General features: G+C 62.5%; 21 protein-coding genes. 18 read left to right on the forward strand and 3 right to left on the reverse strand.

The window, feature by feature from the left end:
• The first annotated feature begins 92 nt into the window (after positions 1 to 92).
• The 9 genes from VE092_RS06040 to coq7 all read left to right on the forward strand — a co-directional run bounded on the left by VE092_RS06040 (position 93) and on the right by coq7 (position 10,935).
• Positions 93 to 1,997, forward strand: a complete 1,905-nt coding sequence (locus tag VE092_RS06040; protein ID WP_324874840.1) for an ABC transporter ATP-binding protein/permease — start codon at positions 93 to 95, stop codon at positions 1,995 to 1,997.
• Positions 1,998 to 2,075: 78 nt separating this feature from the next.
• Entirely contained in the window at positions 2,076 to 3,056 is a 981-nt protein-coding gene (locus VE092_RS06045) for a LysR family transcriptional regulator (protein ID WP_324874842.1), read from the forward strand.
• Positions 3,057 to 3,397: 341 nt separating this feature from the next.
• Positions 3,398 to 4,690 (forward strand): Glu/Leu/Phe/Val dehydrogenase, encoded by a 1,293-nt coding sequence (locus tag VE092_RS06050; protein ID WP_324874844.1) that lies wholly within the window; start codon positions 3,398 to 3,400, stop codon positions 4,688 to 4,690.
• 866 nt (positions 4,691 to 5,556) lie between these two features.
• Positions 5,557 to 6,504 (forward strand): amino acid ABC transporter substrate-binding protein, encoded by a 948-nt coding sequence (locus tag VE092_RS06055; protein WP_324874846.1) that lies wholly within the window; start codon positions 5,557 to 5,559, stop codon positions 6,502 to 6,504.
• A gap of 206 nt (positions 6,505 to 6,710) precedes the next feature.
• Positions 6,711 to 7,460 carry an amino acid ABC transporter permease gene (locus VE092_RS06060; RefSeq protein WP_324874848.1) on the forward strand — a complete coding sequence of 250 codons (750 nt, stop codon included), beginning with the start codon at positions 6,711 to 6,713 and terminating at the stop codon, positions 7,458 to 7,460.
• Positions 7,461 to 7,463: 3 nt separating this feature from the next.
• Positions 7,464 to 8,159 carry an amino acid ABC transporter permease gene (locus VE092_RS06065; RefSeq protein ID WP_006461962.1) on the forward strand — a complete coding sequence of 232 codons (696 nt, stop codon included), beginning with the start codon at positions 7,464 to 7,466 and terminating at the stop codon, positions 8,157 to 8,159.
• 66 nt (positions 8,160 to 8,225) lie between these two features.
• The gene (locus VE092_RS06070) at positions 8,226 to 8,954 is read left to right on the forward strand and encodes an amino acid ABC transporter ATP-binding protein (RefSeq protein ID WP_006461963.1); all 729 of its coding nucleotides are present in this window, start codon (positions 8,226 to 8,228) and stop codon (positions 8,952 to 8,954) included.
• Between the two features lie 214 nt (positions 8,955 to 9,168).
• On the forward strand, positions 9,169 to 10,203 hold the full coding sequence (gene pyrC / locus VE092_RS06075) for a dihydroorotase (RefSeq protein ID WP_102662135.1): 1,035 nt from the start codon (positions 9,169 to 9,171) through the stop codon (positions 10,201 to 10,203).
• Positions 10,204 to 10,308: 105 nt separating this feature from the next.
• Positions 10,309 to 10,935 carry a 2-polyprenyl-3-methyl-6-methoxy-1,4-benzoquinone monooxygenase gene (coq7, locus tag VE092_RS06080; RefSeq protein ID WP_324874853.1) on the forward strand — a complete coding sequence of 209 codons (627 nt, stop codon included), beginning with the start codon at positions 10,309 to 10,311 and terminating at the stop codon, positions 10,933 to 10,935.
• Positions 10,936 to 11,001: 66 nt separating this feature from the next.
• On the opposite strand, the gene VE092_RS06085 is transcribed toward coq7, so the two are convergent.
• On the reverse strand, positions 11,002 to 11,460 hold the full coding sequence (locus VE092_RS06085) for an OsmC family protein (protein WP_324874855.1): 459 nt from the start codon (positions 11,458 to 11,460) through the stop codon (positions 11,002 to 11,004).
• A 629-nt stretch (positions 11,461 to 12,089) separates the two neighbouring features.
• On the opposite strand from VE092_RS06085, the gene rplM reads away from it, so the two are divergent.
• The 6 genes from rplM to erpA all read left to right on the forward strand — a co-directional run bounded on the left by rplM (position 12,090) and on the right by erpA (position 15,801).
• Entirely contained in the window at positions 12,090 to 12,518 is a 429-nt protein-coding gene (gene rplM, locus VE092_RS06090) for a 50S ribosomal protein L13 (protein ID WP_006461967.1), read from the forward strand.
• Between the two features lie 9 nt (positions 12,519 to 12,527).
• Positions 12,528 to 12,920 carry a 30S ribosomal protein S9 gene (gene rpsI / locus VE092_RS06095; protein WP_006461968.1) on the forward strand — a complete coding sequence of 131 codons (393 nt, stop codon included), beginning with the start codon at positions 12,528 to 12,530 and terminating at the stop codon, positions 12,918 to 12,920.
• A 271-nt stretch (positions 12,921 to 13,191) separates the two neighbouring features.
• Positions 13,192 to 14,229 (forward strand): N-acetyl-gamma-glutamyl-phosphate reductase, encoded by a 1,038-nt coding sequence (gene argC, locus VE092_RS06100; RefSeq protein WP_324874859.1) that lies wholly within the window; start codon positions 13,192 to 13,194, stop codon positions 14,227 to 14,229.
• A 23-nt stretch (positions 14,230 to 14,252) separates the two neighbouring features.
• Positions 14,253 to 14,957, forward strand: a complete 705-nt coding sequence (locus tag VE092_RS06105; protein WP_324874861.1) for a DUF6776 family protein — start codon at positions 14,253 to 14,255, stop codon at positions 14,955 to 14,957.
• Positions 14,958 to 14,966: 9 nt separating this feature from the next.
• Positions 14,967 to 15,362 carry a polymer-forming cytoskeletal protein gene (locus VE092_RS06110; protein ID WP_324874863.1) on the forward strand — a complete coding sequence of 132 codons (396 nt, stop codon included), beginning with the start codon at positions 14,967 to 14,969 and terminating at the stop codon, positions 15,360 to 15,362.
• 73 nt (positions 15,363 to 15,435) lie between these two features.
• The gene (gene erpA, locus VE092_RS06115; RefSeq protein ID WP_077234788.1) at positions 15,436 to 15,801 is read left to right on the forward strand and encodes an iron-sulfur cluster insertion protein ErpA; all 366 of its coding nucleotides are present in this window, start codon (positions 15,436 to 15,438) and stop codon (positions 15,799 to 15,801) included.
• 133 nt (positions 15,802 to 15,934) lie between these two features.
• Here erpA and hemL read toward each other — a convergent pair whose 3' ends face one another.
• Positions 15,935 to 17,218 (reverse strand): glutamate-1-semialdehyde 2,1-aminomutase, encoded by a 1,284-nt coding sequence (hemL, locus tag VE092_RS06120; protein WP_324874866.1) that lies wholly within the window; start codon positions 17,216 to 17,218, stop codon positions 15,935 to 15,937.
• 31 nt (positions 17,219 to 17,249) lie between these two features.
• Complete coding sequence (locus VE092_RS06125; protein ID WP_324874868.1) at positions 17,250 to 18,089, reverse strand: hydroxymethylpyrimidine/phosphomethylpyrimidine kinase; 840 nt, start codon at positions 18,087 to 18,089, stop codon at positions 17,250 to 17,252.
• A gap of 98 nt (positions 18,090 to 18,187) precedes the next feature.
• Between VE092_RS06125 and VE092_RS06130 the strand changes: the two genes are divergently transcribed.
• The 3 genes from VE092_RS06130 (at position 18,188) to VE092_RS06140 (ending at position 21,690) form a co-directional block, all read left to right on the forward strand.
• A complete protein-coding gene (locus VE092_RS06130; protein WP_324874938.1) occupies positions 18,188 to 18,340 on the forward strand; it encodes a rubredoxin in 153 nt (50 codons plus the stop codon).
• A 461-nt stretch (positions 18,341 to 18,801) separates the two neighbouring features.
• Positions 18,802 to 19,380, forward strand: coding sequence for a chemotaxis protein CheW (locus VE092_RS06135; protein WP_324874870.1), 579 nt, complete (start codon positions 18,802 to 18,804; stop codon positions 19,378 to 19,380).
• Between the two features lie 102 nt (positions 19,381 to 19,482).
• The gene (locus VE092_RS06140; protein WP_324874872.1) at positions 19,483 to 21,690 is read left to right on the forward strand and encodes a methyl-accepting chemotaxis protein; all 2,208 of its coding nucleotides are present in this window, start codon (positions 19,483 to 19,485) and stop codon (positions 21,688 to 21,690) included.
• Positions 21,691 to 21,700 lie beyond the last annotated feature (10 nt).

A 21,700-nucleotide genomic window follows, 5' to 3' on the forward strand; every position in this document is an offset into this window, starting at 1 on the left:
TCCCCTAGTTTATCGGATGTCGCCCTTTTGTTGCGCTGCAGTCGAGGCCTGTTCTCCGCCGCCGCCCGCTTCCCTTTCTCCAGGCTTGCCCCATGCGTCGTTACCCGAATTCGTCCGCCTCACCCCAAGCACCCATCAATCGCCAGCGCGGCGACTGGGATGTGGTCAAGACCCTGCTGCCCTACCTGTGGACCTACAAGTGGCGGGTGATGCTGGCGCTGGCCTTCCTGGTCGGTGCCAAGCTGGCCAACGTCGGTGTGCCGCTGGTGCTCAAGAAGCTGGTCGATGCCATGACCATCACCCCGGCCCATCCCCAGGCCATGCTGGTCCTGCCGCTGGGGCTGCTGGTGGCCTACGGGGCGCTGCGGCTGGCCACGGCACTCTTTACCGAATTGCGCGAACTGATGTTCGCCCGCGTCACGCAACGTGCGGTACGCACCATCGCGCTGCAGGTGTTCCGCCACCTGCACGCGCTGTCGCTGCGCTTCCACCTCAATCGCCAGACGGGCGGCATGACGCGTGACATCGAGCGCGGTACCCGTGGCGTCTCCACCCTGGTCTCGTATACGCTATTTTCCATCCTGCCCACCATCATCGAGATCGTGCTGGTGCTGGCCTACCTGGTCACGCACTACGACATCTGGTTCTCGCTCATCACGGCCGGCGCGCTGGTGCTCTACATCCTCTTCACCATCACCGTGACCGAGTGGCGCACGCACTTCCGCCGCACCATGAACGAACTCGATTCGAACGCCAATACGCGTGCCATCGATTCGCTGCTCAACTACGAGACGGTCAAGTATTTCGGCAACGAGGAATTCGAGGCGCGTCGCTACGACGAAGGCCTGCAGCGCTACGAGCGGGCCGCCGTGAAATCGCAGAGTTCGCTCTCGCTGCTCAATACCGGACAGTCGGCCATCATCGCCATCGCGGTCACGCTGATCCTGTGGCGCGCCACTGCCGGCGTGATCGATGGCAGCATGACCCTGGGCGACATGGTGCTGGTCAATGCCTTCATGATCCAGCTCTACATCCCGCTGAACTTCCTGGGCGTGCTCTATCGCGAGATCAAGCAGAGCATGGCCGACATGGAGCGCCTGTTCTCGCTGCTGGAAGAAAATCGCGAAGTGGCCGACCGGCCTGGTGCGCAGGCGCTCAATACGCAGGGCGCGGAGCTGCATTTCGAGCACGTCGATTTCAGCTATGAGCGCAATCGGCAGATCCTGTTCGATGTCGATTTCAAGGTCAAGGCCGGCACCACCACTGCCGTGGTCGGTCACAGCGGCTCCGGCAAGTCCACCCTGTCGCGCCTGCTGTACCGGTTCTATGACGTCGACAGCGGTGCCATTCGCATCGATGGCCAGGACTTGCGCAACGTCACCCAGGCCTCGCTGCGCCAGGCTATCGGCATCGTGCCGCAGGACACGGTGCTGTTCAACGACACCATTGAGTACAACATCGCCTACGGCAAGCCCGGCGCCACCCGCGAGCAGATCGTGGCCGCTGCCAAGGCGGCCTATATCCACGACTTCATCGAGTCGCTGCCCGAGGGTTACGCCAGCATGGTGGGTGAGCGCGGACTGAAGTTGTCCGGTGGCGAAAAGCAGCGCGTGGCCATTGCCCGCACCCTGCTCAAGGACCCGGCCATCCTGATCTTCGACGAAGCCACCTCGGCCCTGGACTCGCGCGCCGAACAGGCGATCCAGCAACAGCTGGAAGAGATCGCGCGCGAACGTACTACGTTGGTCATCGCGCATCGTCTGTCCACCATCGTCAATGCGCAGCAGATCCTGGTAATGGACCATGGCCGTATCGTCGAACGCGGCACCCACGCCGGCTTGCTGATGGCCGATGGTCTCTATGCCCAGATGTGGCTGCGCCAGCAGGCCGGGGCCGATGATGAGAGCGCCTCGGCCGCGTTGTCCGCGCAGGGCGGGACCGTGTTGCCAGAGCCCGGCGGCGAACCCAGTGTGCTGATGCCGGCCGAACGCCGCTAGGCGCGCCGGGGCCGCTTGCGCCGGCTCCGGCGCAGCGGCACAATTCGCCATTCGACCTAGAACAGGAAGTAGGCGGCAATGGAAAGCAAATGGCTTGAGGATTTCGTCTCCCTGGCGGAAACACGCAGTTTCAGTCGTTCCGCCGAGTTGCGGCACGTCACGCAGCCGGCCTTTTCGCGGCGTATCCAGTCGCTGGAAGCCTGGCTGGGTACCGACCTGATCGACCGCACCTCCTATCCCACCCGCCTTACCGCCGCCGGCGAGGTGTTCTACGAGCAGGCCGTGGCCATGCTGGGCCAGATCAACAATACTCGCGCCCTGCTGCGCGGCAAGCGTCCGACCGCGCAGACCACCATCGACTTCGCGGTGCCCCATACCCTGTCGCTGACCTACATGCCCAAGTGGCTCAGCTCCCTGGAATCGGGCTTCGGCTCCATCAATACCCGGTTGATCGCGCTGAACGTGCACGATGCCGTGATGACCATCGTCGAAGGCGGCTGTGACCTGCTGCTCTGCTATCACCATCCGCGCCAGCCGGTGCAGCTCGATGCCAGCCGCTACGACATGCTGACCATGGGTACCGAAACCATGCGACCCTACTCGCGTTGCGACCGGCAGGGCAAGCCCGATTACGTGTTCCCCGGCAGCGCCAAGGCACCCCTGCCTTTCCTGTCCTACACCAGCAACGCCTATCTGGGACGCATGGTGGAACTGATGATGGCCGATACCAAGCGGCCCTTGCACCTGGCCAAGCATTACGAGACGGACATGTCGGAAAGCCTCAAGATGATGGCACTGGAAGGCCATGGGGTGGCCTTCCTGCCGGAATCCTCGGTGGTGAGGGAAGTGCGCAATCGCCAGCTGGCTCGCACCGATGGGCCGACCGGCGATTGGGAGGTGGAAATGGAAATCCGTCTCTATCGCGAACGCCCGACTCCGCAGCGCACCGGCAAGGCGCTGGTGGCGCGTCTGTGGGAATACCTGGTCGAACTGGATGCGCAGCGCCGCGAAAAGGCCGAGCGCCAGGAGCGTCCCCGGTCCACCCCGCGGCGTCCCTGAACCGGGGCGCGATCACCCGAAAAAGCCCGCCTCACCGGACGCAAATCCAGGTGCGTAAAGGGTTTTGGAAGGTTATGCATGTCTTGCATAATTGCATGCTCACAAAGCATTAGCCTTGTTTTGGCCGGCTGGCTACGATGGCGGCGCTGAATCGGACCGGCACGGATTTCCAGCAGGCGCAAAAGGCGTCGCGCTGGCAGGGCGCTTTGTCCCGGCTGCTGCAGAAGCCCGCGTGGCGCTGCTTGCAGGCCGGCGCCGACGGAGTAACATGCCCTGGCGAACTTCGGAATTCGGAAGCCTTTTGTCCTGACCCGCACGGAACCCAAAGGAGCGATTGCATCATGTCGAACGTACCTAATCACGAAGTGCCTTCCTATCTCGTCCCGCACGGCATCGGTCCGTGGGGTGTCTACCTCGAGCAGATCGACCGCGTCACGCCCTACCTGGGCTCGCTGGCACGCTGGGTGGAAACCCTGAAGCGCCCCAAGCGCATCCTGGTGGTGGATGTGCCCATCGAGCGTGACGACGGCACCATCGCCCACTTCGAAGGTTATCGCGTGCAGCACAACACCTCGCGCGGCCCCGGCAAGGGTGGCGTGCGCTTCCACCAGGACGTGACGCTCTCCGAAGTGATGGCGCTGTCGGCCTGGATGACCATCAAGAACGCCGCCGTGAACGTGCCCTATGGCGGTGCCAAGGGCGGTATCCGCGTCGATCCCAAGACCCTTTCCCGTGGTGAACTGCAGCGCGTCACGCGTCGCTACACCAGCGAGATCGGCATCATCATCGGCCCCAACAAGGACATTCCGGCGCCGGACGTCAACACCGATTCGCAGATCATGGCCTGGATGATGGATACCTATTCCATGAACCAGGGCAGCACCTCCTCGGGCGTGGTCACCGGCAAGCCGATCTCGCTGGGCGGCAGCCTGGGTCGCCATGAAGCGACCGGTCGCGGTGTGTTCGTGGTGGGTTGCGAAGCGGCTGCCAAGCGCGGCATGGACATCAAGGATGCCAAGGTCGCGGTGCAAGGTTTCGGTAACGTCGGCGGCATCGCTGCACGTCTGTTCGCCGAGGCCGGCTCCAAGGTGGTGGCAGTGCAGGATCACGTGACCACGGTATTCAATGCCGGTGGCCTGGATGTGCCGGCGCTGCAGGCCTATGTGGCCCAGAACGGCAGCGTGAAGGGCTTCACCGGCGCCGACGAGATCACCGACCGCGCCCAATTCTGGTCGGTCGATTGCGACATTCTGGTGCCTGCCGCACTGGAACAGCAGATCACCGAAGCCAACGCCAATCACATCAAGGCCAAGATCATCCTGGAAGGCGCCAATGGCCCGACCACCCCGGCCGCTGACGACATCCTGCGCGACAAGGGCGTGCTGATCGTGCCGGACGTGATTGCCAACGCCGGTGGCGTGACGGTGAGTTACTTCGAGTGGGTGCAGGACTTCTCCAGCTTCTTCTGGACCGAAGACGAGATCAACCTGCGCCTGACCCGCATCATGCGCGAAGCCTTTGCCGCGGTCTGGCAACTGGCCGATGAAAAGAAGGTGTCGCTGCGCACTGCGGCCTTCATCGTGGCATGTACTCGCGTTCTGCAGGCGCGTGAAATGCGCGGCCTGTACCCGTAATGCGATAAAGAACAGTCCGGGCAACCGGACCTGGGCGGCCCAAGACGACTGCACACAAGATCGTCGGCTGCATGAGCTCAGCTCTAGGAGGAGACGTGGTGGCAGTGCGTACGCGCACCGCAGGCCAGCCAGCCTTGCGGCGCAGGATCATCATTGAGCAACCCGGCATTTGCATGCCGGGCGCTGCCGCATGCGCGCTCCAGCGGTCGGCCTGCGCTGCGACAGCGACCTTGCCGGTGCCGCTGTCGCAGCGTCCGTTTGCATTGCCTCTTCCTCCCGCTGCTCCGTTTTCCCTCCCGTCTTTCCTCCCTGCTTTCCTTCGTCTCACCGCAAGCCACTTCGCCACTGGCGTGATGTCGCTCGCGTCAGTCCCTGGCGCCCGGCGTTGCAGCCGCGCGGCCATCGCCGTGGCGCACCGTGCAGAGGCGTCGAGCACACCCGTTTCTGGCATGGATATTGCTGACAGGAACGCCGTTGCTGCCGTGCGGCGAACCGCTTCGCATCGTCGCTTCCGGCTTCGTCGGGGTGTCTGCGGGACGGGGCGGGGGGCTGGGTCAGTCCATCAGGGTTGTTGCGTATTGCCTGACCGGGTGGCATATGTCGTACAATGCGCCCGCCGCCTGTTGCGCAAGGGTAATTCATCTGCAGCAGATCCACCGTGGGGGTGGTCTTCGCGAGAAGTCGCCGAGCGTGGATCAAACAATGCTGGCAAAGAAGGCCGTTAGCACACAGAATAGGCAGCACGGCAGAGAACAATAACAGGCTCGTCAATACGGCCGGCCAGCCCGGTTCCGGGCGCCGCGCAAGCGGTTCCGGAATGGGGCTTTTGATACACTACGTAAAAAATTTTTCCAGGAGGTCACACAATGAAGTTATTGAAGCTAGCAGGGGTTTTGGTTGGGGCAAGCGTGCTGATGAGCTCGGTGCATGCCGAGGAATTCACTGGCCGTCTGAAGAAGATCAAGGACTCCGGCACGCTGACGCTGGGCGTGCGCGATTCGTCGATTCCTTTCTCGTATCTGGATGACAAGCAGTCCTATCAAGGCTACTCGATCGACCTGTGCCTGAAGGCCGCGACCGCGATCCAGAAGAAGCTGGGCCTGACCTCGTTGAACATCAAGATGGTACCGGTGACTTCGGCCACCCGTATTCCGCTGATCGCCAACGGCACCACCGACATCTCCTGCGACTCCGCGACCAACAACCAGGAACGCTGGAACCAGGTGGCCTTCTCGGTGACCGAGTTCGTGACCGCCAACAAGTTCCTGTCCAAGAAGTCGGCCAATCTGAAGACCCTGGATGATCTGAAGGGCAAGACCGTGGTCTCGACCTCCGGTACCTCCAACCTGAAGCAGATCACCGCGCTGAACGCCGAACGCAACCTGGGCATGAACATCCTGGCTGCCAAGGACCACGCCGAAGCCTTCCTGATGGTGGAAACCGGCCGTGCCGCCGCCTTCGTGATGGACGACATCCTGCTGTCCTCGCTGGCTGCCAACTCCAAGTCCCCCGCCGACTACCAGGTTTCTTCGGAAGCCCTGTCGGTCGAGCCGTATGGCCTGATCCTGCCGAAGGGTGACACCGAGTTCAAGAAGGTTGTCGACGACGCACTGACCGTGGTCTACAAGGGCGACGACATCAAGAAGATCTATGCGAAGTGGTTCCAGTCGCCGATCCCGCCCAAGGGTGTCAACCTGAACGTGCCGATGAGCCCGCAACTGCAGGCCGTGATGGCCAAGCCGACCGACTCCTACGACCCGGCTGCCTACGCTGTCGTGCCGGAAGCCCAGAAGAACATGGGCAAGAAGAAGTAATCGGCCTGTTGCCTGGTGCAATTTGACGAAACGGGGGCCTGTCCCCCGTTTTGTTTAGCCGGTGTCAAAGCGCTTGCCTTCGGGCAAGAGACTTTTTTCCACGTCACCGGACCTGACCGTACAAGAAGCGGCGCGGCATTTGCCTGGTGAACGCGCCCGATAGATAGACGACTCGACACAGACTCGAACCACAGACGAGGCCATTTATGCACTACAACTGGAATTGGGGAATCTTCTGGGAGATGTCTCCCGATGGCATCCCCTACATCGATACGCTGCTGGCAGGCCTGAAATGGACCCTGGCCACCGCCGCCTGCGCCTGGATCATGGCACTGGTCCTGGGCACCATCTTCGGTACCCTGCGTACCACCACCAAACCCTGGGTCGTGCGCATCGCCAACGGCTACGTGGAACTGTTCCGCAACATTCCGCTGCTGGTGCAGATGTTCCTGTGGTACTTCGTGATGCCCGAGCTGCTGCCGGGCGCCATCGGTGACTGGATCAAGAGCCTGCCGGATGCGTCCTTCGTGACCGCGACCCTGGCCCTGGGCTTCTTCACGTCCTCCCGCGTGGCGGTGCAGGTCACCACCGGCATCCAGGCCTTGCCGCGCGGCCAGCGCATGGCCGGTGCCGCACTGGGCCTGACCCCGGTGCAGACCTATCGCTACGTGCTGCTGCCGATGGCCTTCCGCATCATCATCCCGGCGCTGACCAACGAATTCGCCGCCATCATCAAGAACAGTTCGGTAGCGTTGACCATCGGCCTGGTGGAGCTGACTGCAGCGACCTACTCCATGCGTGAGTTCACCTTCCAGACCTTCGAGGCCCTCACCGGCGCCACCATCATCTACGTGATCATCTCCGTCATCGCACTGTTCCTTGCGCGTCTGCTGGAAAAGGTCACCGCCGTCCCGGGCTACATCACCGGCGGCAGCACCAGCGCAGGAGGGCATTGATCCATGTTCAGCAATTTCGATTTCGACGTCATCCAGCGCTCCTGGGTCTATCTCTTCACGACCGGCCTGAAGTTCACCCTGATCCTGACCTTCTCGGCCATGCTGGGCGGCATCATCCTGGGTACGCTGCTGGCGATGATGCGCCTGTCGTCCAACAAGCCGCTGTCGTTCATCGCGACCACCTACGTCAACCTGATCCGCTCCATTCCGCTGGTGCTGGTGATCTTCTGGTTCTACTTCCTGGTGCCCTTCATCGGTGCCTGGATCATTGGTGCCTCCGAGCCTATCCAGGTCGGTGCGTTCCAGTCGGCCCTGATCACCTTCATCCTGTTCGAAGCGGCCTACTACTGCGAGATCATGCGTTCGGGCATCCAGTCCATTCCGCGTGGTCAGGTGTTCGCCGGGTATGCCATCGGCATGAACTACTGGCAGATGATGGGCAACGTGGTGCTGCCGCAGGCCTTCCGCAACATGACCCCGATCCTCCTGACGCAGACCATCGTGTTGTTCCAGGACGTGTCGCTGGTGTACGTGCTGGGTTCGGTGCCGGACTTCGTCACCAGCGCTTCCAAGATCGCCCAGCGTGACGGTCGTCTGGTGGAAATGTACCTGTTCGTGGCCGTGGTCTACTTCGTGCTCAGCTTCGGTCTGTCGACCCTGGTCAAGCGCTTCCAGAAGAAGATCGCCATCATCCGCTAAAGCCTATGACGGCCGCCGCCCAGGGAGGCTGGCGGCCCTGTGAATTCAGAAATCCAGGAGAATCAAATGATCGAACTCAACAATGTCAGCAAGTGGTATGGCAGCTTCCAGGTCCTGACCGACTGCTCGACTTCCGTCAAGAAGGGCGACGTGGTGGTGGTGTGCGGCCCGTCCGGTTCCGGCAAGTCCACGCTGATCAAGACAGTCAACGGCCTGGAGCCGTTCCAGAAAGGCACCATCACCGTCGATGGCGTTTCAGTGGGTGACCCCAAGACCAACCTGTCCAAGCTGCGTGCGCGCATCGGCATGGTGTTCCAGAACTTCGAACTGTTCCCGCATCTCTCGATCCGTGAGAACCTGACCATCGGCCAGATCAAGGTGCTGGGTCGTTCCAAGGAAGAGGCGACCGAGAAGGGCCTGAAGTACCTGGACCGCGTGGGCCTGCTGGCGCACAAGGACAAGTTCCCCGGACAGCTTTCCGGTGGCCAGCAGCAGCGCGTGGCGATTGCCCGCGCGCTGTCGATGGACCCGATCGCCATGCTGTTCGACGAACCGACCTCGGCGCTGGATCCGGAAATGATCAATGAAGTGCTGGACGTCATGGTCGGCCTGGCCCAGGAAGGCATGACCATGATGGTCGTGACCCACGAAATGGGCTTCGCCCGCAAGGTCGCCAACCGAGTGGTCTTCATGGACAAGGGCCTGGTCGTGGAAGATTGCGCCAAGGACGAGTTCTTCGCGCAACCGCGTTCCGAGCGCGCGCGTGACTTCCTGGCCAAGATCATCACGCACTGATCGTCAGCCCCTCAGCATCAGGTCAAGGGCCGCTCCGGCAACGGGGCGGCCCTTGTCGTTTGGGCTACATCAAAAGCGGGTGGCGGCAGGGCGCCCGGAGCGCTTGACGGCTACGGTAGAATGTCGCCCTTGAAGACATCGCGGCTGGCTCTCCACAGCCCGCATGGCCGGGATGCCTCGCCTTACTCCCACTCCAGACCGAAAGATCATTGCCATGAGCAACGTACTGACCATCACCCGCCCAGACGACTGGCACTTGCACCTGCGCGACGGCGCCACCATGCGCGACGTGCTGCCGCACACCGCGCGCCAGTTCGCGCGCGCCATCGTCATGCCCAACCTGAAGCCGCCGGTGACCACCACCGCCCAGGCTGGCGCCTATCGTGACCGCATCCTGGCGGCGCTGCCGCAAGGCATGGCCTTCGAGCCGTTGATGGTCCTGTACCTGACCGACAATACCCCGCCGGAGGAAATCCGCCGCGCCAAGGAGAGTGGTTTCGTCAAGGCCGTCAAGCTCTATCCGGCCGGTGCCACCACCAATTCGGATGCCGGCGTGACCGATCTTTCCAAGTGCTACAAGACCCTGGAAGTGCTGCAGGAAGTGGGCATGCCCTTCCTGGTCCACGGTGAGGTGACCAATCCCGAGATCGACCTGTTCGACCGCGAAGCAGTGTTCATCGACCGCATCATGAAGCCGCTGCGCCAGGCCATGCCGGAGCTGAAGGTGGTCTTCGAACACATCACCACCAAGGATGCGGCGGACTACGTACTGGCCGGCGAAGGCCCGACCGCCGCCACCATCACCGCGCACCACCTGCTGTTCAACCGCAACGAGATGTTCAAGGGCGGCATTCGTCCGCATTACTACTGCCTGCCGGTATTGAAGCGCGAGACCCATCGCCAGGCCCTGGTGGCCGCCGCCACCTCCGGCAATGACAAGTTCTTCCTCGGTACCGACTCGGCTCCGCATGCCAAGGGCGCCAAGGAACATGCCTGCGGCTGTGCCGGCTGCTACACCGCGCTGCATGCGCTGGAACTGTATGCGCAAGCCTTCGATGCCGCCGGTGCGCTGGACAAGTTCGAGGCCTTCGCCAGCTTCAACGGCCCGGACTTCTACAATCTGCCGCGCAATACCGGCACCGTCACGCTCAAGCGCGAAAGCTGGTCCATCCCGGCCGAGCTGCCGATGGGCGAGGCCACGGTAGTGCCGCTGTCGGCCGGCGAACAGATCAACTGGAAAATGGTCTGACCCCCACAGGGAGGCAGCCCTGTTCCTTCGTCCCCGGCCATGGTCGCGTCAGATGATCGAGGCCATCGCCGGGATGTCCTCAACAACGAGAGAAAGGCGAGCTGTATGCAATTCGTCGATGAACTGATTACCGATTTCGACAAGGCGCTGCGCGTGATCAATGGCGTGGTGTTCGAGAGCCGTCCCAACCCGGGGCGCGGCCTGCCGGACGGGGTCATGAACGAGGCCGAGAAGCGTCACGCGGCCGGCCTGATGCGGGTCAACAATGTGGGTGAGGTGTGCGCCCAGGCGCTGTACGATGCCCAGGGCCGCTTTGCTCAGAAGCCAGAGATCAAGAATGCCTTCGTCCGCGCCGGCATCGAGGAAGAGGATCACCTGGCCTGGACCGCCGAGCGCCTGCGCGAACTGGGCTCGCACACCAGCCTGCTCAATCCCTTGTGGTACGGCGGCGCCTATGTGCTGGGCAGCATCGCCGCCCGGCTGGGGGACGCCCGCAACCTGGGCTTCGTCTCCGAGACCGAGCGCCAGGTGGAGCACCACCTGATGGGCCACCTGGAAAAACTGCCGTTGCAGGACAACCGTTCCCGCGCCATCGTCGACCAGATGCGCATCGATGAGATCGAACACGGTCAGGCGGCGCGCGACCTGGGGGCGGCCGAAATGCCGGCGCCGGTCAGGGGCTTGATGAAGGCCATGGCCAAGGTGATGACCACGGTGGCCTACCGGATCTGATCGATCCCGAACGAGCAGGAAAGAAAAAAGCGGCCTTGGCCGCTTTTTTCGTTGATGTTGCCCGAATTACTGCTGCTGGGCAGCCGCCGTGGAGACATCGGTCAAGTCGTCGATGATCTCGAAGGAGTGCGTCATCTCTGCGGTCTTCTCCAGCATGATCGAGGCAGAGCAATACTTGTCGTGGGACAGCTTGATGGCGCGTTCGACAACATTTGTCTTCAGATTGCGGCCGCGCACGGTGAAGTGGAAATGGATCTTGGTGAAGACCTTGGGATCGCTCTCAGCGCGCTCGGACTTCAGGGTCACGTCACAGCCGCGCACATCCTGGCCGCTCTTGCGCAGGATCACCACCACATCATAGGCGGTGCAGCCACCGGTGCCGGCCAGCACCACTTCCATCGGACGCGGCGCCAGGTTGCGGCCGCCGCCGTCGGGTGCGCCGTCCATCGTCAACAGGTGGCCCGAGCCCGTCTCGGCCGTAAAGGTCATGCCGGACAAGCCGGTCCAGCGCACTGTGCATTCCATCTGTATCGTCCAAATCGGTTGTGTGAGGCTGGCTATTGTAGCTTTTGCTGGCCCCGGCCGCAGCCAGGGCGGGTGGAGCAGAGCTTGCTGCGGTGAAGGTTTATGATTATTGCGATGCAGAAAATTGTTGAAATATTATTCAGTTATCATCCAGCAGGTGGTTGTGGATGATCCTTGGAGTCAGCAGTGATGCTGGTTTCAGACGGTTACAAATAAATTTCGCGGTCATTATTGCAATGCACAAACCGCTTTGCTATATTGAGTTCAACAGAAGTTTTGCAGCACGTAACGATGTCTCCTCCACCCTCCTCATTGGTGTGGATTAAACCCGGAACCACAGTGTCCGGGTTTTTTTTGTCCTTTTTTCTGCGGGTTGCGGCAAAAGTTGTCTTGTGGGCAATTAAATCCTGCTGGATCGCGCCGCCGCCTGATCTTCACGCCACAAATTCCCGAAACCTTTTGACGCTAAGTCCTTGAAAAGGCTATACTTGCCGGCTTTCCCATGCGCTCGGGAAGATAAAAGGATGAGTCCGCGAAGCGAAACACCAAGGACAGCCGGCATCATTGGCTGACCCGCATGACCGGAACCGCCACTTTGAGCGTTTATACATTGATAGAGAAAGTCAAACATGAAGACCTTTTCCGCTAAAGCCCATGAGGTTCAGCGCGAGTGGTTCGTGATTGACGCGACGGACTTGGTCCTCGGACGTGTTGCCAGCGAAGTGGCACTCCGACTGCGCGGCAAGCACAAACCCGAATTCACTCCGCACGTCGATACCGGTGACTTCATCGTCGTCGTCAACGCAGGCAAGCTGCGCGTGACCGGCACCAAGGCCACTGAAAAGACCTATTTCCGCCACAGCGGTTATCCGGGCGGCATCTACGAAACCAACTTCCTGAAGATGCAACAGCGTTTCCCCGGCCGTGCGCTGGAGAAGGCCGTCAAGGGCATGCTGCCCAAGGGTCCGCTGGGCTACGCCATGATCAAGAAGCTGAAGGTGTATGCAGATGGCAACCATCCGCACTCCGCGCAGCAACCGAAACCCCTCGCCCTCTAAGGAACAGACATGATCGGTAACTACAATTACGGAACCGGCCGTCGCAAGAGTGCAGTGGCGCGTGTTTTCATCAAGGCAGGTTCGGGCAACATCATCGTCAACGGCAAGCCCGCAGCCGAGTACTTCTCCCGTGAAACCGGCCTGATGGTGATCCGTCAGCCGCTGGAACTGACCGGCAACGTCGAACGTTTCGACATCAAGGTGAACGTCCACGGTGGCGGCGAATCCGGCCAGGCCGGCGCTGTGCGCCACGGCATCACCCGCGCCCTGATCGACTACGACGCCGGCCTGAAGTCGGCTCTGTCGAACGCAGGCTTCGTCACCCGTGACGCGCGTGAAGTCGAACGTAAGAAGGTTGGTCTGCGCAAGGCACGTCGCGCAAAGCAATTCTCGAAGCGTTAATCGTTTCTTGCATCACAGAAAGCCGTCGGCATGCGTGCCGGCGGCTTTTTGCTTTTTTTCTGTCGTCGATTGCAGAGCCGCTCCTGGGGGCGGTTTCACCGGCTGCGGGCGGCACGAAAAGCTATCGTTTTACGAAATAACTTCCTGACGGGAAATCAGCGGGAAATATTCTCCTGCTAGAATGAAAAGCTTTCCATCGCGTGTGTGCACGCGCGTCCGGCGCTCGCTCGCCATGGCGCATTTGCTGCGCCTCTTTTCGCAAGGACCAGACATGATCAAGGTAGGTATCGTTGGCGGAACCGGTTACACCGGCGTCGAATTGCTGCGTATTTTCGCCACCCACCCGCAGGCCAAGGTGCAGGCCGTGACCTCGCGCAAGGAAGACGGGATGCCCGTGGCCGAGATGTATCCGTCCTTGCGAGGTCGGGTGGATGTGGCGTTTTCTTCGCCGGACAAGGCCCTGCTGACCGAGTGCGACGTGGTCTTCTTCGCCACCCCGCACGGCGTGGCGATGGCCCAGGCGCCTGAACTGGTGGCCGCTGGTGTCAAGGTGATCGACCTGGCCGCTGATTTCCGCATGCAGGACGTGGCTGCCTTCGAGAAATGGTACAAGCTGCCACATACCTGCACCGACCTGCTGAAGGAAGCCGCCTACGGCCTGCCCGAACTGAATCGCGACGCCATCCGCAAGGCGCGTGTGGTGGGCAATCCGGGCTGCTACCCGACCACCATGCAACTGGGCTTCGCGCCGTTGCTCAAGGCCGGAGTGATCGATGCCTCGCACCTGATCGCCGACTGCAAGTCGGGCGTCTCCGGCGCCGGTCGCAAGGCCGAGCTGAGCCTGCTGTTCTCGGAAGCCTCCGACAACTTCAAGGCCTACGGCGTGTCCGGTCACCGTCACTCCCCGGAAACCATCGAGCGCCTGTCGCACCTGACCAGCGACAAGGTCGGCCTGCTGTTCACGCCGCATCTGGTACCGATGATCCGTGGCATGCATTCCACCCTGTATGCGCGCCTGACCAAGGACATCGACAACGCCGCCCTGCAGGCGCTGTTCGAGGCTGCCTACAAGGACGAGCCCTTCGTCGACGTGCTGCCCTTCGGTTCGCATCCGGAAACCCGCACCACGCGCGCTTCCAACATGCTGCGTCTGGCGGTGCACCGTCCTGACGGTGGCGACACCGTGGTGGTGCTGGTGGTGCAGGACAATCTGGTCAAGGGGGCTTCCGGCCAGGCGGTGCAGTGCATGAACCTGATGTTCGGGCTGGATGAGACCACCGGCCTGCAGCAGGTCCCGGTCCTGCCGTGAAGTACCGCCTGTGGCGTCGGCGCATGACGATTTCTGCGCCGAAGATGACCATCAAGCGGCATCTGCCCTGGCCCTTGATGGTCTTGCTGTGGGCGGCGGTGGTGGCGGTCGGCTCGCTGGCGGCGGTCTGGACCTACCAGCTCGGCCGCAACAACCTGCCCGGCCTGCAGGGCGATGCCGGTGAACAGATCGAGCAGCTGAGCGAACAGGTCAGGAAGCTGACCGCTGAGAACGAGCGCTTGCAATCGGCCTCCAATGCGTCGCAGAATGAACTGAAGATCGCTCAGACCGCCCAGGCCACGCTGGCCAGCCAGGTGAAGAACCTGGAAGCGGAAAACAACCGCCAGAAGGAAGACCTGGCGTTCTTCGACAGTCTGCTGCCGACCAATCTGGGCGCCCCCGGCATTACAATCCAACGCTTCAAGGCCGAGCAGGCCGCGCCGACCCAACTGCGTTACCGGGTGCTGGTGATGCAGGGTGGTGGGGGAACGCAACAGTTTGCAGGAAACCTACAGCTTAGTGTCAATATTGTGCAGGGCGGCAAAAGTGCTACACTCAATTTTCCTGAAGGCAATGCCGCCGACCAGGCGCGCTATCGGCTCGCATTCAAGTATTACCAGCGGGTCGAAGGCCTGCTGAACATCCCCGAGGGGGCGACCGTCAAGTCGGTGGCCGTCCGTGTTCTCGACCGCGGCCAGGTTCGTGCCCAGCAGTCGGTAGATCTGTGAGGTGATTCCATGTTTACACGCAAGACCAAAAGCACCATCGACAGCCTGATCGGCATGACCACCACCATCAAGGGCGACGTCGGCTTCAAGGGTGGCCTGCGCATCGACGGCAACATCAACGGCAATATCAATGCCGAGAGCGGTGAGCCCAGTGTGCTGGTGATCTCCGAGCACGCCAAGGTGGTCGGCGAGGTGCGCGCGGCGCATCTGATCGTCAATGGCGAGATCGTCGGCGACGTCCATTCCACCGAGCTGCTGGAGCTGCAGCCCAAGGCTCGCATTACCGGTAATGTCTTTTACAAGGCGCTGGAGATGCATGGCGGCGCGCTGGTTTCCGGCAAGCTCAGCCATGACCAGGCCGTGGATACGCCGGTGCTGAAGCTGGCTGCATCGTCGGAAGCATGAAAATCCGCAAGCGCTTATAATGGCTTTATCGATCTAGTGTATTGATCCGCCTCAAGCCCAGCAGGAGCCCGAAATGAATGCCGTAGCCGAACTGCAACAAACCGACATCCCCGCCCCGATCAACTTCAGCGACAGCGCCGCCGCCAAGGTGGCCCAGCTGATCGAAGAGGAAGGCAATCCCGACCTGAAACTGCGCGTGTTCGTGCAAGGTGGTGGTTGCTCTGGCTTCCAGTATGGTTTCACCTTCGATGAAATCGTCAACGAAGACGACACCACGATGAGCAAGAACGGCGTCCAGTTGTTGATCGACTCGATGAGCTACCAGTACCTGGTAGGCGCCGAGATCGACTATAAGGACGACCTGGAAGGCGCGCAATTTGTCATCAAGAACCCGAATGCCACGACCACTTGCGGTTGCGGTTCCTCGTTCTCGGTGTAAGCGCAGCCAGTTTGCCCTGACCTCCTGATTCATGTCGGAGGCAGAAAAAAAGGACGCTACAGCGTCCTTTTTTCATTCCCTCTGGGGCGGACCGCAGGAGCGATCCGGCACTCCTTGAGCCAACTCTCAAGCTTCAACCCAGCGTTGCGAAGGCCGTAGCTGCCGCTGCAATGGTTTCCTCGATGATGGCATCGCTGTGCTGGGCCGAGACGAAGCCCGCCTCGAATGCCGAAGGAGCGAAGTAGACGCCGGCGTCCAGCATCTTGTGGAAGAAACGGTTGAAGCGCTCCTTGTCCCCCTGCATCACCTCGGCATAACTGGTCGGCACCTTGCTGTCGAAATACAGGCCGAACATGCCACCCACCGCATCCGCCACGAAGTTGACCCCTGCTTTGCGGGCCGCCGCCGACAGGCCATCGGCCAACTTGCGGGTCTGGCGCGAGAGGTGTTCGTAGAAGTCCGGCTGCTGGATGATCTTCAGCGTCGCCATCCCGGCTGCCACCGTCACCGGATTGCCCGACAGGGTGCCGGCCTGGTAGACCCCGCCCAGCGGCGCGAGGTGCTTCATCACCTCGGCACGGCCGCCAAAGGCCGCCACCGGCAGGCCACCGCCGATCACCTTGCCCAGCGCGGTCAGGTCGGGCTGGATGCCGTTGAGTTCCTGGGCCCCGCCACGGGCCACGCGGAAGCCCGACATCACCTCGTCGAAGATCAGGATGGCACCGTACTCGGTGCACAGGCGGCGCATGGTCTGCAGGAATTCATCGCTGGCGCGCACCAGGTTCATGTTGCCGGCCACCGGTTCCACGATCACGCAGGCGATGTCGTTGCCGGACGCCTTGAAGGCTTCTTCCAACTGGGCCGCGTTGTTGTAGTCCAGCACCAGCGTGTGCTTGGCGAAATCTTCCGGCACCCCGGCCGAAGTCGGGTTGCCGAAGGTCAGCAGGCCGCTGCCAGCCTTCACCAGCAGCGAATCGGCATGCCCGTGGTAACAGCCTTCGAACTTGATGATCTTGTCGCGGCCGGTGGCACCGCGGGCCAGGCGCAGCGCGCTCATGGTGGCTTCCGTGCCGGAGGACACCAGACGGATCTGTTCGATGGAGGGGACCAGCTTGATGATTTCCTCGGCCATCTCGATCTCGGCCTCGGTGGGCGCACCGAAGGACAGTCCACGTGCGGCCGCCTGCTGTACCGCCTTGACCACTTCCGGATGGGCGTGGCCGACGATGGCCGGCCCCCAGGAGCCGATGTAGTCGATGTAGCGCTTGCCTTCGGCATCCCAGAACCACGGCCCTTCGGCCCGTTCGATGAAGCGCGGGGTGCCGCCTACCGAACGGAAGGCGCGTACCGGGGAATTGACGCCGCCCGGCGTGCTTTGTTGGGCGCGGGCGAAGAGCGAGGCATTGGTCTTGGTCATGAGCGTACGAAATGAGAAATCGGGAAACGGATCAGTTCAGAGCAGGGGGCGCATCCGGGTCTTCGGATTCGCGCGCCCAGAAATAGCGGTCCGGCATCAGTTTGCCCATGCCGATGCGCTGCGCATTGGCCAGCGCGGCCAGGGTGAACTCCTGAGCCTCGGAGGCGGCCAGCGGCACTTCCAGGCCATTGGCCAGCATTGCCGTGAGCGCTGCCGACAGGGTGGTGCCGGCCCCTACGAAGGAACCGGGCAGGCGCGGCCAGGCATCCTGGCGCACCAGGCCGGATTCGTCGAAGAGTGAATTGGCCACTTCCTGCAGGTCGGTCTGGGTATTGGTGACCAGCAGGTATTCGCAGCCCATCTCGATGATGCGCATGGCATCCAGCATCAGCGCATCGCCCGTCACCGGCTCCCGCCAGGTCTCCGCCAGGCGTGTCAGTTCGCCGGCCGAGGCCACCATCACCGTGGCCTGCGGGATCAGCAACTCACGGATGGCGATCAGGCGGTCGTCTTCGTCCTCCTGGTTGGCCATGGCGCTGATGAAGGGGTCCAGGATCAGCGGGACGTCCGGGTAGTCGGACACGATTTCGGCGATCACCGAGATATTCTCGATGCTGCCCAGGGCCGCGACCTTGAAGGCCGAGACCGCCATGTCTTCCAGAATCACGCGGGCCTGGTCGGCGACCCAGTCGACATCGACCACCTGTACGTCTTCGACGCGGGCGGTGTCGCCGATCAACAGGGCCGTCACGACGGACAAACCGTGGCAACCCATGGCGGCATAGGTGGCGAGATCCGCCTGGACGCCGGTGGCGCCGACCGGATCGGCGGCGCCGAAGCTCAGGATGAGGGGGGGAGTTTGGTTTTGCACGTCGAGTAGATTAAGATAGCTGACTTAGCATTTTACTTGATTGATTTTAGGGATAGTCAGCCGTGACGAATAGCAGCCAAACCGAATTCAAAACCTGGATGTGCCTGATCTGTGGTTGGATCTACGACGAAGAGGCCGGCCTGCCGGAAGAGGGCATCGCCCCCGGCACCCGCTGGGACGACGTCCCCATGAACTGGACCTGCCCTGAATGTGGCGCCCGCAAGGAAGATTTCGAGATGGTGGCGATCTGATCGCCTCCCTCGACCTCGGTCGGACCTGATCCCAGGCCCCGATCGCCAGTCTCGCGGCGGCGTAGTCATCCGGGATGACGCGCCGCCTTTCAAGCTCATTTTTTCTCGCGCTACGGGATTTGATCCATATCAAATTCTCTGCTCGTGGCGTTTTCCCGTCAGTTTCTTGTGGTGCATGGCTGAATAAATTTGCCGCATGGAAAATCTTCAGGATTTTCTGGGTAAAATCTAGCCCTGTACCAGCACTGCCCGATTGACCGGATTCCCAGGACGCCCACACGTCCTCCGGCACGCATCGGGCACTTCCCCAGACCGGTCTGCACCCTGAGCCGCACCAGGCAACTGGCGGGCGACCCGGCCATGCGGCGCGTCGGCGTGATGCCGATGTGCCGACAGGTCGGTGTGCCGCTGCGCCTGTGCCGACATGCGGTGCATTTCTTTCATCATTCCGAGAGGCTGGTATGCCGCATACGAAGGATTTCGTCATTGACGCACAACACGCGCCCGTCCCGGAACGGCCCCGTGAAGGGCTGGAGCAGTTCCAGGCCTCGTTGCTGGCGCGCATGGCCGCCAGCGCCCACGAAAGCATGCAGTCGCGCCGGCTGGCCGTGGCCATGGGCAGCCGGCGCTGCCTGGTACCACTGTCCCAGGCCGGCGAAATCGTGCCCCTGGCCGGTCGCACCATCACCCCCGTGCCGGCGACCCGGTCCTGGTTTCGCGGCCTGCTCAACATCCGTGGCAACCTGATCGGCCTGGCCGACCTGATTGGTCTGGCCGGTGCGCCGGCGCAGCCGGTCGTCGCCGGTAGCCACGCCCTGCTGCTGGCCCCGGGCGTGGCCCCGCAATGCGGCCTGCTGGTGTCGGCCGTCCTGGGGCTGAGGGACATATCAGAAATGGTCAGAATCTCGAAAAATGTCGAGGATGGAATTCGCATCCTCGGTGTCAACCGACGTTATAAAGATGGCAGCGGCCAGCAGTGGGATGAGCTGGACCTGGCGCAAGTGAGCCGGGACAGCAGCTTCCTGCAGGTGGGACGTTGAATCGCGATGCGGCCCGTCGCAGCTGTCGCCCCGCAGGGCGCGGCGCCGAGCCGCAGCACAGCAGCACTACAAGACCAACAATAGGGGATAGGAACACCGGCCATGGAACCGACCTTGCCGTATCTGTCGAACAACACCGCGCCGGTCGCGCTCCCTCCCGAACCCGGGACCCGTGCCGACCTGAGCACCGCCGTCATGGTGGCGCCCGTGCCCGGACTGCGTCTGCCCTGTCTGCATCGTTATTCTCTGCGGACCCAGACCCGCATCTTGCTGGGCATCCTGGCCCTGTCGCTGGCCGCGTTGTTCCTGTTCATGTGGCTGGGTGCCCGGCTGTACGTACTGGCCACCCTGCAGACCAATCTCGCTTCCGATCTGGTGATGCACTCGCAGCGCATCGGCAAGGCCGTGCCCAATGCCATCCAGGGCAATCCGCAGGCCTTCGTCCAGCTGGCGCAGAGCCGCGGCGAATTCAATCGCGGCCTGCTGCTGCTGAGCAGCGGCGGCAGCTACCAGGGCCAGACCATCGGCCTGCCCGACGCCCGCATGAAGCCGGTCCTGGAAAACGTGGCGCGCATGTGGCGCCGCACCGACCAGGCGGCCGAGACCATCCTCGCCATGGAAAAGGAACTGACCGGATTCGGCACCACCCTCAAGCATCTGAACCAGTTGCTGCCCGTGATGCTGGAACTGAGCGAACAGATCGCCATGCTGCAATCCCAGGGCCGGCCGACCACCCGCGAGATGAATGCCGCCAGCCAGCTGGTGATGCTCACCCTGCGCCTGGGGCGCAGTTCCAATGAATTCCTCACCTCCGACGGCGTCAATCCGGAAACCGCCTTCATGCTGGGCAAGGACATCACCGCTTTCGGCGACCTCCTCAAGAGCCTGCTGGAAGGCAACGAAATGCTGCGCCTGCGCCCGGCCGGCGATCCCGACCTGCGCGAGAAGCTGCAGGAACTTACCCGGGTGTTCGGCGATTACCAGCCGGAGATCGCCGGCATTCTCGGCAACCTGCAGAATTTCATCGCCGCCAAGCGTTCCGAGCAACTGGTGTTCGTCGAGAACGAAACCCTGAAGCGCCATCTCACCGAACTGCAGGATGCCTACCGCATCGCGCTCAAGGCGCGCTCCTGGACCTTCTGGGCGATCCTGGCGGCGATGGTCGCGGCCCTGCTCAGCGCCGTCGGCATCGCCCTGGTCCAGCTGCAGAGCAGCCGCAACAACGCCGCCGCCGCCGAGCTGCGGCGCCAGGAGGCCGAGCTGCAGCGCCAGTTGGCCCAGCAGGAGGAAGAGAAGGCCATGCGCGCCAACCACCTGACCCAGGCCGCCGTCCTGCGCCTCATGACCGAGCTGCAAAAGGTGGCCGACGGCGACCTCACGGTGCATACCACGGTCTCCGACGATGTCACCGGCGCCATCGCCGACTCCGTCAACTACACCGTGGAGGCGCTGCGCGGCCTGGTCGAACAGGTCACCCAGATGGCCAGCAGGGTGGCGCTCAGTTCCGAACAGGTGCGCGGCACCACCACCGAGCTGGGCGAGGCGGCGCGGGTGCAGGCGCGTCGCATCCAGCGCATCGCCCATGCGATGCTGGAGATGTCCGGCCAGATCACCGGCATTTCGCTGTCGGCCGACGAATCGGCCGACGTCGCCCGGCATGCGGTGGTGGTTGCCGAACGCGGCGCGCGCGCTGTGGAGGATGCGGTCAAGGCCATGGACGGCATCCGCGAGCAGATCAGCGAGACTTCCGACCGCATCACGCGTCTTGGAGCGTCCTCGCAGATGATCGGAGAGATCACCGAACTGATTTCCGACATCACCGAAAGGACCAACGTGCTGGCCCTGAATGCGGCCATCCAGGCCGCCTCGGCCGGCGAGGCCGGGCGCGGCTTCTCGGTGGTGGCCGAGGAGGTGCAGCACCTGGCCGAACGCTCCAGCGCCGCCACCCGCGAGATCGGCGCCCTGGTGCGCATGATCCAGGCCGATACCCGGGAGGTGGTGGTGGCCATGGAAAGGTCCACCAGCGGTGTCACCGAAGGGGCCGTGCTGTCCGATGCCGCTGGCAGCGCCCTGGCCGACATCCGCAGCGTCTCCAAGAAACTGGCCGACCTGATCCAGGGGATGGCGGCCGCCACCCGCGAGCAGGCGGTTTCGGCCAATGGCGTGGCGCAGCAGATCCAGGGCATCCTGAGCGAGAACGATATCATCGAACAGAGCCGCGAACAGGTGTCCGCGCTCTACGAGGAATTGTGGGATGCCGCCCGCAAGCTGGAAAACTCGGTCTCGCGTTTCCGCGTGACGGTGGCCTGAACGCTGCGCG

Source organism: Herbaspirillum sp. (assembly GCF_035644555.1).
GTDB lineage: Bacteria > Pseudomonadota > Gammaproteobacteria > Burkholderiales > Burkholderiaceae_D > Herbaspirillum.